This window comes from Brucella sp. BE17 (genome assembly GCF_039545455.1).
Classification (GTDB): Bacteria; Pseudomonadota; Alphaproteobacteria; order Rhizobiales; family Rhizobiaceae; genus Brucella.
Genome location: NZ_CP154467.1, coordinates 135,307 through 149,402, shown reverse-complemented (window position 1 = coordinate 149,402; position 14,096 = coordinate 135,307). Strand labels below are relative to the sequence as shown.

The window sequence follows — 14,096 nt, the reverse complement described above, 5'->3', positions numbered from 1 at the left end:
GCAAGGCTTCCTAATTTCGCATTCATAAATGTAAAAGGCGGGCCACTGGGACCCGCCTCTAAAAAGACTCAATTGCTGCAATTACAACACTTTACCGGGGTTCATGATGCCATCAGGGTCGACGGCTTTCTTAATCTTTCGCATCAGATCAATGGCTGTCGCATCCTTGAAGGCGGCCAGTTCATCGCGCTTCAGGCGCCCGATGCCATGCTCGGCAGAGATAGAACCTCCATAGGAAGCAACAATTGTATGAATGCGGTGATTAAGCTCGCCCCATTGTGCAAGGAATTCTTCCTTGTCCGCACCAATGGGCTGTGAGACATTATAATGCAGATTGCCATCGCCAATATGGCCAAAGCAGATCACCCGCGAACCGGGGATCATGGCAAGCGTTGCCGCATTGGCCTCGTGGATGAATTCCGGAATTTTGGCCACTGGCACGGAAATATCGTGCTTGATCGAACCACCTTCCGGCTTCTGCGCCCAGGACATTTCCTCGCGCATTTTCCAGAACATCTGCGCCTGCGCCACACTTTCCGCAATGGCTGCATCCTGAATGAGATCGCTTTCAAAGGCCTCGGTCAAAATGGTTTCAAGCGTGGTGCGTGCATCATCTTCCGAGCGCGACGAGGAAATATCAATCAGCACATACCAGTCATGCGGGCTTTCCAGCGGATCGCGCACGCCATCGACATGGGCCACGGTAAATTCCACCCCCATGCGCGGCATCAGTTCAAACCCGGTCAGCGACGGGCCTGCATGTTCGCCTGCAAGCTGGAAAAGTTTGAGCACATCTTCCGTACTGCGCAGACCGGCATAGGCGACGCCCTTGCCCTTGGGCTGCGGAAAAATTTTCAAAACAGCGGCTGTGATCACGCCAAGCGTGCCTTCGGAGCCGACAAACAGGTCTTTCAAATCATAGCCGGTATTGTCTTTCTTGACATAGCGCAGATCATTCAGGATTTCACCATTCGGCAACACCACCTCAAGACCCAGACACAATTCGCGCATATTACCATAGGCGAGAACAGCGGTACCGCCCGCATTGGAGCCGAGATTGCCGCCGATCTGGCACGAGCCTTCGGCACCGAGCGACAGCGGAAATAGCCGTCCGGCCTTTTCCGCCGCGTCCTGCAGATTTTTCAGAATCACACCGGCCTCAACCGTCACCAGATTGCCGACCGGATCGAGCGAGCGGATCTGGTTCATGCGGCCAAGCGACAGCACCACGGCGGTATTGCTTTCGTCCGGCGTCTGCCCACCGACAAGCCCGGTATTGCCGCCTTGCGGAATGACCGGTGTTTTGGTCTCGCAGGCCAATTTCATGATCGCCGAGACTTCCTGCGTATTGGCCGGGCGCAACACCAGCGGTGAGCGGCCCTGATAGAGATCGCGCTGCTCGATCATGAAAGGCGCAATATCTTGCGGCTCCGTCAGGGCATTTTTTTCGCCGACAATGGCAGCAAAACGGTCGATCAGGGTTTTGTCGAGCATGGGATTTCTCTTGAGATTAAGTGCGCGGCGCGGCGGCGCGTTTCAAACGATCATTGATGGCCTCGCCAAGACCAGCCATGGGAATGGGTTCGACGGCGATGGTTTTGGCACCGGAAGCGTCGAGTTGCAGCATAAAGTCGAACAGATTGGCCGCCGCTTCGCGCAGATCGGCAGATGCGCTCAGATTAAGCACCGCCACAGCCTTGTCGGCATGCGCCGCACGGTGCGGCCCGAAAGCCAGTAAGGCCTCGCCGGGGTTCACATCACTCGCGTTGAGCCGCACGCTGGCATCAGGTGCATAATGCGATTGCATCATGCCCGGCGCCTGAATCACTGCATCATGAGCAGCACGAACAAGTTTCTGGCCGAGAAAATTTTCGATCTCTTCCGCCGCCAATCCTCCGGGGCGCAAAAGATACACGCTTTCGCCTTCGACTTTCACAATGGTCGATTCCACGCCGACACCACAGGCGCCGCCATCAAGAATCAGATCGAGCCTGTCGCCGAGATCATCCGCAACCGCCTTGGCCGAGGTCGGGCTGATACGCCCGGAGGTGTTGGCGCTGGGGGCTGCGACCGGATGGTCGAGCGCCTTGATGACATCGCCCACTTTGCCCTGCGGCATGCGGATGGCGAGTGTTTTAAGCCCCGCTGTCACAAGCGGATGAATGGGCGGCTCCGCATCCTGATTTTTCTTTAACGGCAGCACAATCGTCAGTGGCCCCGGCCAGAATTTTTGCGCCAGTTTTAGAGAAACCGCGTCGAAATCCACATAGCGCTCGGCCATGGCAATATTGGACACATGGGCAATCAGCGGATTGAATTGCGGGCGGTTTTTGGCGGCAAAAATGCCCGCCACGCCCTCGCCATTTGTGGCGTCCGCTGCCAATCCATAGACCGTCTCGGTCGGGATCGCGACCAGCCCGCCACGCACAAGCACATCGGCTGCGCGTGATACGGCCCCGTCATCGAATGCAACACGCGCAGCCAAAGACCCCATTTTTGGCTTATCCCGAGATTTTGGAGAAATCGGCAACCTTGCCGGTCGCTTCGCGGATTTCGTTGAGCAGCGCAAAGCGATTGGCACGGACGTTTTCGTCCTCGTCATTGACCAGCACTTTTTCAAAGAAAGCATCCACCGGACCGCGCAATTTGGCCAGCGCCAGCATCGCACCATGGAAATCTTCCGCAGCAATCGCCGCGACAGTTTCCTTTGCTGCCAGATCAACCGCCTGATGCAGCGCCTTTTCTTCCGGCTCTTTCAAAAGTGCGGCATCGACCGTGGCGGCTACCTTCGTGCCCTTCTTTTCTTCGGCTGCCAGAATATTGGCGGCGCGTTTTGTGCCAGCCAGAAGGTTCTTGCCGTCTTCCTCGTTGATGAAGACGATCAAAGCCTCGATACGGCGGGCGGCAAGCAGAAGATTATCGGCATCCGGCGTGAGCACGGCCTCGATGGCATAATAACGCGCGCCCTCGTCCTTCAAATAGACCTTGAAACGGTCATGCAGAAAGGAGAGGAGGTCCACCAAAACCGGCTCCGCCGATTTTTCGATTTCGCCACGTATTTCTGCGCCATAATTACGCAACGCATTGCTGACGTCCTGTTCACCATCCACATCGCCCGATTTCTCGGAAGCGAGCTTTGCTTCAAATTCCAGCAGACGACGTTGCACCAGCCCATCCTTAAGCCCCGCATAGGCCGAATGCAGCAAGGGTAGAAGCGGGAACTTGTAATCCTGTGAAAGAACAAGCCGGATCACGCCAAGGGCAGCACGGCGGAGCGCATAGGGGTCTTTCGAACCGGTCGGTTTTTCGTCAATGGCCCAGAAGCCGACCAGCGTGTCGAGCTTGTCAGCCAGAGCGACCGCCACCGCGACCGGATTTGTCGGCACAATATCGGAAGGTCCCTGCGGCTTGTAATGTTCTTCCAGAGCCGCTGCGACGCTTTCGTCTTCGCCCTGAAGGAGCGCATATTTGCGGCCCATAGCGCCCTGAAGTTCGGGAAATTCGCCAACCGCTTCCGTGGTCAGGTCCGCCTTGACGAGAACCGCAGCGCGCGTCGCCAATGCAGGATCGGCACCGACCAGCGGCGCGATTTCGGCGGCGAGATTACGGATACGCTCGACGCGTGCGCCCTGCGTGCCGAGTTTAGCGTGGAAGGTGACGTTAAGCGCATCCAGCCGCGCCATGCGCTGATCGAGCGGCTTTTTGAGGTCTAGACCGAATTTTGTCGCAGACGCCGTCAGCTTTTCGAGATCGGGCAGGTCGTTCTGGTCGGTGTGCCAGAAATAGAGCGCATCCGACAGACGCGCGCGCACCACCTTACCATTGCCATAGGCGATTTCCGCACCACCATCGCGTGCCGCAATGTTGGACACCAGAATGAAGCGGTTGGAGAGTTTTTCCGTCTCACCTTGCTTGCGCGTGACAAAGCATTTCTGGTTGGCGCGGATGGTCAGGCGAATGACTTCCGGCGGAATTTCAAGGAATTCTTCCTCGAACTCGCCCATCAGCACCACCGGCCATTCGACAAGGCCGGAGACTTCTTCGAGCAGGCCTTCATCCTCGACCAGTTCAAGACCGGAAGCAAAAGCCAGATTATGCGCGTCCTGCGCGATGATTTCCTTTCGCCGCTCGGCGTCGAGAACCACGAAAGCCTTTTCGAGCTTTTCGACATAATCATCGAACCGGCGCACCTTGATCGGCTGACCGTCGCTCAAAAAACGATGACCATAGGTGACGTTGCTGGATTTGATGCCATCGACATCGAAATCAATGACCACGGTTTCTTCGGTTTCGGGACCAAACAGGCACAGGATCGATTGCAGCGGACGCACCCAGCGCAAAGCGCCGGGCTTTGACGATGCAGCGCCCCAGCGCATGGATTTGGGCCACGGGAAACCGCGCACCACCTGTGGCACCAGTTCGGCAATGATTTCTTCCGCAGCGCGGCCCGGCTTGGTCAGATGGGCAACGTAGAATTCGCCCTTCTTGGGGTCGGAATGCACATGCGCTTGGGCAACATCATCCAGTCCCGCCTTACGCAGGAAACCGGCAATCGCCTGTTCGGGGGCTGTGACGGACGGTCCCTTGATGTCCTCATGCACGTCTTTCGAGCGCGTGGTGAGACCGCGAATATCGAGCGTCAAACGGCGCGGCGTCCAGTAAGGCGTTGCCGCTTCATAGGTGAGCCCCGCCTCGACCAGACCGTCGGTGATCATCTTCTTGAAATCACTGGCAGCCTTGCGCTGCATGCGGGCAGGGATTTCCTCGGAGAAAAGTTCGAGAAGTAAGTCAGGCATTACGCAGCCTCATTCTTATAATTGAAGCCACCAGCATCGGTGAGCAAAAACGCCTCGCCGCACTGGCGCGCAAGGTTGCGCACGCGCAAGATGTAGCTCTGCCGCTCGGTAACCGAGATCACGCCACGCGCATCCATCAGGTTGAAGACGTGAGATGCCTTGATGCACTGGTCATAGGCAGGCAGAACGCATCTGTGCAGTGATGCCTCGCCGGTGCTTCCCGCTTTGAGGATGGCCGCACATTCGCGTTCTGCATCCTCAAAATGGCGATGCAGAATATCGGTGTCGGCCATTTCAAAATTATAGCGCGAATATTCCTGCTCGGCCTGCAAGAACACATCGCCATAGGTGACTTTCTCGTCACCTTCCAGACCGTTGAAATTGAGGTCATAGACATTGTCGACGCCCTGCACATACATGGCGAGACGCTCAAGACCGTAGGTCAGCTCACCCGCAACCGGCGAGCATTCAATGCCGCAAACCTGCTGGAAATAGGTGAACTGCGACACTTCCATGCCATCACACCAGCATTCCCAGCCAAGGCCCCATGCGCCAAGCGTCGGGCTTTCCCAGTCGTCTTCCACGAAACGCACATCATGCAACGTCGGATCAAGACCGATGGCCTTGAGCGAACCGAGATAAAGCTCCTGAAGGTTCGGTGGCGACGGCTTGATGATCACCTGATACTGGTAATAATGCTGCAAACGATTGGGGTTTTCGCCATAGCGGCCATCTTTTGGACGGCGTGAAGGCTGCACATAGGCGGCCTTCCAAGGCTTTGGCCCAAGCGAGCGCAGTGTGGTCGCCGGATGGAACGTACCCGCCCCCACTTCCATGTCATAGGGCTGCAAAATGGCGCAACCGCGCTCCGCCCAATAATTATGGAGCGTCAGGATCAAACCCTGAAAAGAACGGGTGGGTTGCATATGGTCGGGCAAGCTGCTGGACACGGAACCGGGCCTTGTTATTGAAATGATGGCCCGGTCTAAATTGTCAGCCCCCAAGGGTCAAGCGCGACATGCAATATCGCGTTTCGATCAGCTATCCGGCCACACCAGCGAGCGATGCAATTGCGCCCCCGCCCATGCGCCGTCGCCGACAGCCAGTGAGACCGAATGCGGCATACGTGCCACGTCACCACAGGCAAAAACACCGGCAATGGAGGTTTCCTTGGTGTCATGAACCTTGATCTGAACGCCCATCGGCGTTTCTTCCAACGCGCAGCCCATATTGGCCGCCACCGGCGTCGCGGGCCTGCATCGGGGAGCCACGAAAAGCCCTGCAAAAGACAGGCTCCGCCCGTCGGCCAGCAGCACATCGGCCTCGCCCTCGATCCTGATGATTGGGGTCTCTTCGACTGTTACACCACGACCGACCAACATCTGTTGGGCTTTCTCATCAAGCGTCAGTACATGATTGGTGAAAAATGTCGTCTCGCCCCATTCGGGCAGCAACTGCGCCTGATGCAAAGAATTTTCATTTGCCGCAATCACGCCGATCCGGCCCTGATCAAGTTCATAACCGTGGCAATAGGGGCAATGAAACACGCTTTTGCCCCAGCGCTCGGCAAGCCCTTCAACTTCCGGCAATTCATCGGCAACGCCGGTTGCAAAAAGCAGCCGCCTACCGTGATGCACCGTGCCATCTTCAAGCGTGACGCTGAAATCGTCCTTTTGACCTGCTGCCTGCGCAACCAGTCCATCGATCCAGTCGAGCGTCGAATAGGCCTGTAATTGCCTGCGTGCGGTGGCTGCTATTTCCCCCGGATTAACACCGTCCTGCCCCAGAAACCCATGCGAATGGGCGGCGAAACGATTGCGGCGCTGGCCCGCATCAATAATCAGGATTTTTCTGCGCGCGCGCAAAAGTTGCAACGCGGCAGCCATACCGGCATAGCTGCCGCCGATCACGATCACATCATACATTCAGTGTTCCTTTTGGGATTGCTTGTTTGCGCGCCATTGCGCGTGTCTCTTTGCAAAATCAGCGGCCAGATCAGCCAGCGAGACTTGCGCAAAACGCTCCAGCAACAGCGCTTCAGCCTGTTCAAAAGCATCGTCGAGCGCCGCATTGACCGCCTGTTCGACGAGGCATTGCGGGTTTTCGCTTCTGTTGCCGATGGCAAAGACATGCGGCTCCCCTAGCGCCTCGTGCAACTGCCTGAGGCTAACCTTGGAAAGATCGGCAATGATACGCCAGCCGCCCGAATGCCCGCGATCCGAAGCCACAAGCCCCGCCTCGCGCAACAGGCCCATGGTGCGGCGCACAACGACCGGATTGGTGGATACGCATTGCGCAAGCGCGTCCGAAGTCATCGGCTCGTCGCGTTCTGCCATATGCAGCAGTGCATGCAGGACAAGGGAAAGGCGGCTGTCTCTTTTCATGTAACTTATTATGTTACGAATTGAGGTAATGTCAACGTTGTTCTGCCGGCGTCATTTAATGAAGAGACGCGACACAATTGAAAAAGCCGGGAAATCAGATTGATTTCCCGGCATTTCGAAAACCTTATTCCGGTTTGCTCTCAGGTTCTTTTGCTGGTTCAGGCTTTTTGTCTGGCTGCTCATCCTGCGCCTTGGCTTGCGAAGGGAGCGGATCGTCGGAAAGGCCCTTTTTTAGTTTTTCTTCGATTTTTGCCAGCTCTTCGGGTTCCGGTTTGCTGGCAATGGCATGATTCCACTGGAAGGTTGCTTCGAGCTGGCGACCGGTACGCCAGTAGGCATCACCCAGATGATCGTTGAGTGTCGGATCTTCCGGACGCAACTTGACCGCTTTTTCGAGCTCGATGGCCGCTTCCTGGTAGCGGCCAAGCTGGTAATAAGCCCAACCAAGCGAATCGACGATATAACCGTCCTGCGGGCGCAGATCGACCGCACGCTTGATCATCAGAAGCGCCTCATCAAGGTTTTCGCCACGATCCACCCAGGAATAGCCAAGATAGTTGAGCACCTGTGGTTGGTCAGGATAAAGCTCCAGCGCCTTGTTGAAATTCGGCTCCGCCTTTTCCCATTGCTTCAAGCGCTCATAGGCGATGCCGCGCTGATAGAAGACCGTCCAGTCCTTACGTTCCGGTGTTTTTATACGCTCAACTGCCTTGTCGTAAATCTTTGCCGCATCGGCGAAATTCTTGTCCTGCGCATAGACGCCGCCCAGCGCCAGATAGCTGCGCATATCGTTCTCGTCATGCGACAGCAGGATTTTTAGCTGCGCGATCGCATCGGCGGAACGATCATTATCGGCAAGATTGAGCGCGCGCTGCATTTCCGCGTCACGGCCATAGGGCGATTTTTCCGGCACGCGTGCGTAAAAGTCGATAGCCGCATCAGGCCGACGCAACTTGGCCGAAATATCTCCAAGCTGGAACAGCGTCGCATCGTGATCAGGACGCAGGATCAAGGCCATCTGCAAATAGAGTTTCGCAAAAGCCTCGCCGCCACCGCGGCTGATCGCAGTGCCCAGCGTGTAGAGTACCTCTGCAGCACCCTGCTGCGGGTTTTCGATCAGGCGGTCATATTTGCGTCCCGTCTCGATGCCCTCGCGCATTTCGGCAAGCGCCATGCGACCGTTCAAGAGTTCCTCGGCTTCCTTCAAGGTCTCGATCGCACCTTCCTTATCGCCCTGCCGGAGCTTGAAGGAGGCATAGCTCATGACGATGCGCTCGTAGGTGTCGGGCGCAGTGCCTCCACCGGCGCGATCATCGAGCGCTTGCTGGTAAAAATCGCGTGCTTCCTGCTTGCGCCCAGCAAGATCGGCCATCAATGCCGAATTATAGGCCCGGAAAAGACCATACCACGGCGGACCGTCAAGCTTGCGCACATCGGCCAGCCCCTGCTTTGGATTACCCTGCGCTACCTTGACCCAGCTACCGATCAAACCTGTCGTAAGGCGATCCATATCCGAGCGCAGCGAGAGCATAAGGAGCGGACCGACCTTGCGGTACTGTTTTTTGGAAATCGCATCGACGGCAAGCGCCACACGCGAAAACCGTTCCAGTTCCGGCACATTCTGCAATTCAGAGGCGAGCGGCAGCGCCTCCTTGAACTTGCCTTCGGTGAGCAGCACCAGCATCAGGTCCTGCTTGACCTGACTGTTCTTCGGATCAAAAGCCATGGCCTGTCGATAGAAATCGGCGGCTGCGGGCAGGTTATTATCGGTTTCGGCGGTGCGAGCGGCAAGATAGGCGCCAGCGAAGGACCCGGCGCGAACGGACGGTGCGGGTTCGGCAGCAGTCTTGGCAAGTGCCGCACCAGAAGGCAGCGCAATGCTTGCCAGAAGCGACAGAACCAATCCATAAAAGAGCCGCTTTTTCGTTCCCTGCCCCATAAAGCCTGCCTTCCAATTCACCTGTTGTCTATTGCATATCCTTGCTCAAAACCGATCCCAATATTGTGCCTTTGCAAAATTGTGACCAGATAAGTGCAAAACCGATATTCCCAGAGATTCTTAAAGCATGGCCTTTTTGGGATCGAGACGCAAGAAAAGCATCTGTGAGGCGGTGTTTCGGTTTGGATTTTTGCGTGCGACTTTATTCAACGGGGCGAGGCCGCATTTTGGGGTGAACTCGATGTGAGCGGTTAAGTACAAGCGCAGCGTCCAGAAGGGCCGCTAAGCTTTTAATCTTTGCACATTCCGCTGCGTCAGTTAACGCGACTGATGCAAAAATCGATCACCTCAATGAGCGCATCCTTTTGCGGCGTCGATTTGAGCGGCGAGAGCGCATTTCGCGCGACTTCACCAAAATGGCGCGCACGCTGTACGGTTTCGGCAATCGCGCCATGTTTGGTCATCAGACCAATGGCTTTTTCAAGCGAGGCATCATCGCTGGCGCCCTCTTCAATCGCGTGTTTCCAGAAAGCGCGTTCCTCATCATTGCCTCGGCGATAGCTTAGAATAACCGGCAGCGTGATCTTGCCCTCCCGGAAATCATCGCCCGTATTCTTGCCAAGATCGGCAGCCGAACCACCATAATCAAGCGCATCATCGACAAGCTGGAAGGCAAGGCCGAGGTTGAGGCCGTAATTGCTAAGTGCTGCACGTGCTGCATCGCCTGCATCGGCGATGATCGGGCCAACTTCTGCGGCAGCAGAGAAAAGGGCTGCGGTCTTCGCCTTGATGACGGCGAGATAGTCATCCTCGGAAGTATCCATGTTCTTGGCAGCGGCAAGCTGCATGACTTCGCCTTCAGCGATAACCGAGGCCGAGGTCGCAAGTACGTCGAGCGCTGCAAGAGAGCCAACATCGACCATCATCTTGAAAGCCTGCCCCAGAAGGAAGTCGCCCACAAGCACGCTTGCCTGATTACCCCAGATCATGCGCGCTGTGCTTCTTCCCCGGCGAAGATCGCTTTCATCGACCACATCGTCATGCAGAAGCGTTGCCGTGTGCATGAACTCGACGGCGGTGGCAAGTCGCACATGGCCGTCGCCTTCATAGCCGAACATGCGGGCTGCTGCCAAAGTCATCATGGGACGCAGGCGCTTGCCGCCCGACGAAATCAGGTGATTGGCGACTTCGGGAATCATTTCGACGTCAGATCCCGCACGCGACAGGATCATCTCGTTCACGCGCCCCATATCGGCTTTTGTCAGATCGACCAGCGGTTGGACCGATCCCTGCCGGTTGTTGTTTGCGTCGAGATTCAAAACCACACCCAATGCCATTACTCCTTGATGGGCCGCCACCCTATTTAAGCCAGTCGGATTGCTCAAGATGTAAAATCCATACCCAGCCACCCATTTGCCCTGTTCAACATTGACGCAAGCCATTGTCAATGCGGTCTATTGGTTACACATTGTTGCAATGCGCGAACTGATTAGAACCAATGATTCCGTTTTGCTGTCTTTTATAGAGAGCTTGATGAAGGAGGCCGGAATAGCCTATTTCATCGCCGATACCAATATGAGCATCATTGAGGGGTCGCTCGGCATCCTGCCGCGCCGCCTTCTGGTCGAAGACGAGCGGCTGAATGAAGCCAAACGTTACCTTGTCGATGCCGGGCTGGAACACGAATTACGCAATCATGACAAATAATTGTTCACAGGCAGAGCAAGCGGAAATCGGGGAAACGCTGGATGTGTTCCACCGTGGAACATTTCATCTCGTCCAGCCCGCGTTAAAAGGCCATCGCTCAGGCGTTGATGCGATGATATTGGCCAGCAGCGTGCCCGGCGGTTTCGCAGGCCGTCTTGTTGATCTCGGTGCTGGAGCCGGTGCTGCAGGGATTGCGGTTGCCGCTCGCTGTAAACAGGCAAAGGTCACGCTGGTCGAGCGCTCAGCCTTCATGGCGCGATTTGCGCATAAGACGGTAGCCCATCCGCTCAATCAAGCGCTGGCAGAACGTGTGGATGTGCTGGAAGCCGATGTGGCATTGACCGGCAAGGCGCGCGTCGCTGTCGGTCTTTTGGACAATGCCTTCGATTTCGCCATCATGAACCCACCCTTCAATGAGGCGCGTGATCGGGCCACACCCGATCCGCTCAAGGCTGAAGCCCATGTCATGCCCGAGGGCATGTTCGAGCAGTGGATGCGCACGGCAGCAGCTATCGTGAAACCCGGCGGCGGCATTTCCATTATTGCTCGCCCTGGCTCGATCGGAGCGATACTGGATGCGCTTGCAGGTCGATTCGGCGCATTGAAAATCGTGCCGGTGCAGCCGCGCCATGAGAGTGCGGCCATTCGCATCGTCGTTATCGGAACACGCGCCAGCCGCGCAGGCCTCTCGCTGATGCCTGCCCTTGTCCTGCACCAAGATCACGGCAATGGTTTTACGCCCCGCGCCACTGCGATCAATAACGGGCTCGCAAACCTGTTGTGACAGGGTGAAAGGACCAGAAATGCTGCTCATTGTCGGGACGGTTCGCCTGCCACCTGAGAATCTCGACCAAGCGCGTCCTGCCATGCGCCGCATGATCGAGGCAAGCCGCGCTGAAAGCGGCTGCGTTGACTATAGTTATGCCGAGGATATTCTTGATGCAGGTTTGATCCACGTCAAAGAAATCTGGCTCGATCGTGCCGCACTCGATAGCCATTTTTCCTCTGCTCATATTGCCGCGTGGCGCTCGACATGGCCTACCCTTGGTATTATAAATCGCGACCTAAAGCTTTATGAAATTGGCCTTTCAGCCGCTATCTGAAAAGACCCGTATGAACAATCCACCGCCATCCGCCCGCCCCGTCTCCATCATGCGCCGTTTTCTCGACAGCGAATCCGCAGGCGGCATCGTGCTGATGGGGGCTGCGGCACTGGCGCTCATCGTCGCCAATTCACCCTTGGCAAAGATTTATTTCGAGGCGCTGCATCTCTACATCGGTCCGCTCAGCGTCTCGCACTGGATCAATGATGCGCTAATGGCGATCTTCTTCCTGCTGGTGGGGCTTGAGATCAAGCGTGAATTTCTCGACGGCCAGCTTGCAAGCTGGCCCAACCGAGTGCTTCCGGGCATTGCGGCTGCGGGCGGCGTGATCGTACCAGCGCTGATCTTTGTCGCCTTCAACCATAACGATGCGGACAAACTGCGCGGCTGGGCGGTACCCTCGGCCACTGACATCGCGTTTGCGCTCGGCGTTATTTCACTTCTCGGCTCGCGTGTGCCATCAAGTCTGAAAGTGTTTCTGGCAACGTTAGCCATCCTCGATGATCTGGCAGCGGTCGTGATTATCGCGATTTTTTATACAGCGGAAATCGCGTTCCCCTATCTTGGAGCAGCCTTTGCCGCGGCGGCTCTTCTTTTTGCGCTCAACCGTTTAGGCGTTGCAAAATTATGGCCCTATCTCATCGGCGGTGCGGCGCTGTGGTTTTTCGTGTTCAATTCCGGTGTGCATGCAACCGTTGCAGGTGTCGTTACTGCCCTCATGGTCCCGCTCAAACCGGCCAAGGCAAGACCGGACGATATGAGCTCGCCCTTGCATAGTCTCGAACACGCGCTGTCGAAGCCTGTTGCGTTCATCATTGTGCCGCTGTTCGGCTTCGCCAATGCGGGCATTTCCTTTTCCGGTCTCAGTCCTTCGGTACTCACCGACACATTAACGCTCGGCATTTTGCTCGGTCTGTTTGTCGGCAAGCAGTTTGGCGTCTTTGGTGCGGCGTGGCTGGCGATCAAAACGGGCATTGCGCAGAAACCGATGGGTGCCAGTTGGGGCCAGCTTTATGGCACAGCGATCCTGTGCGGTATTGGCTTCACGATGAGTATTTTCATCGGCCTACTGTCTTTTCCATCCGAACTCATGCTGGCGGAAACCAAGATCGGCGTTCTGGCAGGGTCTGTTCTTTCCGCGATCTGTGGTTATATATTGCTGCGCATTCTCGCAAAACCGCGCCCTTGATAAGAAAAATCACTGGCCTTTCTTTATGTCGCGCCCATAACTTCCTACATAGCGCTCAATTGATTGACAGGAGTTACATGTGGCTGGCCTTTTGACGCGCTTTATTCCCCGCCGTTTTCGTTCAAAAGAAATCGAAATCCCCGTTGTGCGCCTGCATGGAACGATCATGCCCGGCGGCTCGTCGCTGCGCCCAACACTCTCGCTGGAAAGCGCGGCAGCAGTTCTGGAAAAGGCCTTTGCTGACAACGAAGCGCCCGCTGTGGCAATCTCGATCAACTCGCCCGGCGGCTCGCCGGTGCAATCGCGGCTGATCTATCGCCGCATTCGCGATCTGGCTGACGAAAAGCAGAAGAAAGTCTATGTCTTTGCCGAGGATGTCGCAGCATCGGGTGGCTATATGATTGCGGTTGCAGGCGACGAAATCATTGCCGATCCCTCATCCATTGTCGGCTCCATTGGCGTGGTGTCTTCCTCGTTCGGCTTTACCGGACTGCTCAAAAAGATTGGCGTCGAGCGCCGCGTCTACACGGCTGGCGAAAACAAAGCCACGCTTGATCCGTTTCAGCCGGAAAAGTTGGAAGATGTTGAACGTCTCAAATCGCTGCAACTGGAAATCCACCAGACTTTTATCGACATGGTAAAGGCGCGGCGCGGCGCAAAGCTTGCAGATGATGCCGATCTTTTTACCGGCCTGTTCTGGACCGGCATAAAGGCAAAGGAACTCGGCCTCATCGACGCGCTTGGCGACATGCGCAGTTTTCTACGCAAGTCCTATGGCGACAAGGTCAAGCTCAAGCTGATCGAGCCCAAGCGCGGTCTGCTTGGACGCAAGGCACCGGGAATTGGCATTGGATTGAGCGCTGATCCGGCCGCCATCGCAGCGCATCTTGGCGACGGGCTTTTATCGGTTGCCGAAGAAAAAGCACTCTGGGGTCGCTACGGGCTTTGAGTTCCTTTGTTAATCCATGATATAGTGCC

13 protein-coding genes are annotated in these 14,096 nt (G+C 56.3%); 5 read left to right on the top strand and 8 right to left on the bottom strand.

Features of this window, described 5'->3' with window-relative positions; genetic code table 11:
* Nucleotides 1–81: 81 nt before the first annotated feature.
* The 8 genes from AAIB41_RS00715 to AAIB41_RS00680 all read right to left on the bottom strand — a co-directional run bounded on the left by AAIB41_RS00715 (nucleotide 82) and on the right by AAIB41_RS00680 (nucleotide 10,450).
* Complete coding sequence (locus tag AAIB41_RS00715; RefSeq protein WP_343313714.1) at nucleotides 82–1,494, bottom strand: FAD-binding oxidoreductase; 1,413 nt, start codon at nucleotides 1,492–1,494, stop codon at nucleotides 82–84.
* A gap of 16 nt (nucleotides 1,495–1,510) precedes the next feature.
* Nucleotides 1,511–2,494 (bottom strand): L-threonylcarbamoyladenylate synthase, encoded by a 984-nt coding sequence (locus AAIB41_RS00710; RefSeq protein WP_343313712.1) that lies wholly within the window; start codon nucleotides 2,492–2,494, stop codon nucleotides 1,511–1,513.
* A 7-nt stretch (nucleotides 2,495–2,501) separates the two neighbouring features.
* Nucleotides 2,502–4,796 carry a glycine--tRNA ligase subunit beta gene (gene glyS / locus AAIB41_RS00705; RefSeq protein WP_343313710.1) on the bottom strand — a complete coding sequence of 765 codons (2,295 nt, stop codon included), beginning with the start codon at nucleotides 4,794–4,796 and terminating at the stop codon, nucleotides 2,502–2,504.
* Complete coding sequence (locus AAIB41_RS00700; RefSeq protein ID WP_343314759.1) at nucleotides 4,796–5,722, bottom strand: glycine--tRNA ligase subunit alpha; 927 nt, start codon at nucleotides 5,720–5,722, stop codon at nucleotides 4,796–4,798. Before AAIB41_RS00700 ends, glyS begins: the two co-directional genes overlap by 1 nt.
* A gap of 111 nt (nucleotides 5,723–5,833) precedes the next feature.
* Nucleotides 5,834–6,721, bottom strand: coding sequence for an NAD(P)/FAD-dependent oxidoreductase (locus AAIB41_RS00695; protein WP_343313708.1), 888 nt, complete (start codon nucleotides 6,719–6,721; stop codon nucleotides 5,834–5,836).
* Nucleotides 6,722–7,180, bottom strand: a complete 459-nt coding sequence (locus tag AAIB41_RS00690) for an Rrf2 family transcriptional regulator (RefSeq protein ID WP_343313706.1) — start codon at nucleotides 7,178–7,180, stop codon at nucleotides 6,722–6,724.
* Between the two features lie 124 nt (nucleotides 7,181–7,304).
* Nucleotides 7,305–9,119 (bottom strand): tetratricopeptide repeat protein, encoded by a 1,815-nt coding sequence (locus AAIB41_RS00685; protein WP_343313704.1) that lies wholly within the window; start codon nucleotides 9,117–9,119, stop codon nucleotides 7,305–7,307.
* A gap of 314 nt (nucleotides 9,120–9,433) precedes the next feature.
* Nucleotides 9,434–10,450: a polyprenyl synthetase family protein gene (locus AAIB41_RS00680; RefSeq protein ID WP_343313702.1), complete on the bottom strand. Its 1,017-nt coding sequence runs from the start codon at nucleotides 10,448–10,450 to the stop codon at nucleotides 9,434–9,436.
* 145 nt (nucleotides 10,451–10,595) lie between these two features.
* Between AAIB41_RS00680 and AAIB41_RS00675 the strand changes: the two genes are divergently transcribed.
* From AAIB41_RS00675 to AAIB41_RS00655, 5 genes are all read left to right on the top strand, one after another.
* Nucleotides 10,596–10,826: a DUF2007 domain-containing protein gene (locus AAIB41_RS00675; protein WP_343313701.1), complete on the top strand. Its 231-nt coding sequence runs from the start codon at nucleotides 10,596–10,598 to the stop codon at nucleotides 10,824–10,826.
* Entirely contained in the window at nucleotides 10,816–11,610 is a 795-nt protein-coding gene (locus AAIB41_RS00670; protein WP_343313699.1) for a methyltransferase, read from the top strand. Before AAIB41_RS00675 ends, AAIB41_RS00670 begins: the two co-directional genes overlap by 11 nt.
* Before the next feature lie 19 nt (nucleotides 11,611–11,629).
* Nucleotides 11,630–11,929 carry a putative quinol monooxygenase gene (locus AAIB41_RS00665; protein ID WP_343313697.1) on the top strand — a complete coding sequence of 100 codons (300 nt, stop codon included), beginning with the start codon at nucleotides 11,630–11,632 and terminating at the stop codon, nucleotides 11,927–11,929.
* Nucleotides 11,930–11,939: 10 nt separating this feature from the next.
* Complete coding sequence (gene nhaA / locus AAIB41_RS00660; RefSeq protein WP_343313695.1) at nucleotides 11,940–13,118, top strand: Na+/H+ antiporter NhaA; 1,179 nt, start codon at nucleotides 11,940–11,942, stop codon at nucleotides 13,116–13,118.
* 79 nt (nucleotides 13,119–13,197) lie between these two features.
* Complete coding sequence (locus tag AAIB41_RS00655) at nucleotides 13,198–14,067, top strand: S49 family peptidase (protein ID WP_343313693.1); 870 nt, start codon at nucleotides 13,198–13,200, stop codon at nucleotides 14,065–14,067.
* Nucleotides 14,068–14,096: the final 29 nt, after the last annotated feature.

Excerpts from the sequence above, each read along its gene's own strand:
- AAIB41_RS00715 (WP_343313714.1), bottom strand. The coding sequence starts at position 1,494 with ATGCTCGACAAAACCCTGATCGACCGTTTTGCTGCCATTGTCGGCGAA.
- AAIB41_RS00710 (WP_343313712.1), bottom strand. The coding sequence starts at position 2,494 with ATGGGGTCTTTGGCTGCGCGTGTTGCATTCGATGACGGGGCCGTATCA.
- glyS (WP_343313710.1), bottom strand. The coding sequence starts at position 4,796 with ATGCCTGACTTACTTCTCGAACTTTTCTCCGAGGAAATCCCTGCCCGC.
- AAIB41_RS00700 (WP_343314759.1), bottom strand. The coding sequence starts at position 5,722 with ATGCAACCCACCCGTTCTTTTCAGGGTTTGATCCTGACGCTCCATAAT.
- AAIB41_RS00695 (WP_343313708.1), bottom strand. The coding sequence starts at position 6,721 with ATGTATGATGTGATCGTGATCGGCGGCAGCTATGCCGGTATGGCTGCC.
- AAIB41_RS00690 (WP_343313706.1), bottom strand. The coding sequence starts at position 7,180 with ATGAAAAGAGACAGCCGCCTTTCCCTTGTCCTGCATGCACTGCTGCAT.
- AAIB41_RS00685 (WP_343313704.1), bottom strand. The coding sequence starts at position 9,119 with ATGGGGCAGGGAACGAAAAAGCGGCTCTTTTATGGATTGGTTCTGTCG.
- AAIB41_RS00675 (WP_343313701.1), top strand. The coding sequence starts at position 10,596 with ATGCGCGAACTGATTAGAACCAATGATTCCGTTTTGCTGTCTTTTATA.
- AAIB41_RS00670 (WP_343313699.1), top strand. The coding sequence starts at position 10,816 with ATGACAAATAATTGTTCACAGGCAGAGCAAGCGGAAATCGGGGAAACG.
- AAIB41_RS00665 (WP_343313697.1), top strand. The coding sequence starts at position 11,630 with ATGCTGCTCATTGTCGGGACGGTTCGCCTGCCACCTGAGAATCTCGAC.
- nhaA (WP_343313695.1), top strand. The coding sequence starts at position 11,940 with ATGAACAATCCACCGCCATCCGCCCGCCCCGTCTCCATCATGCGCCGT.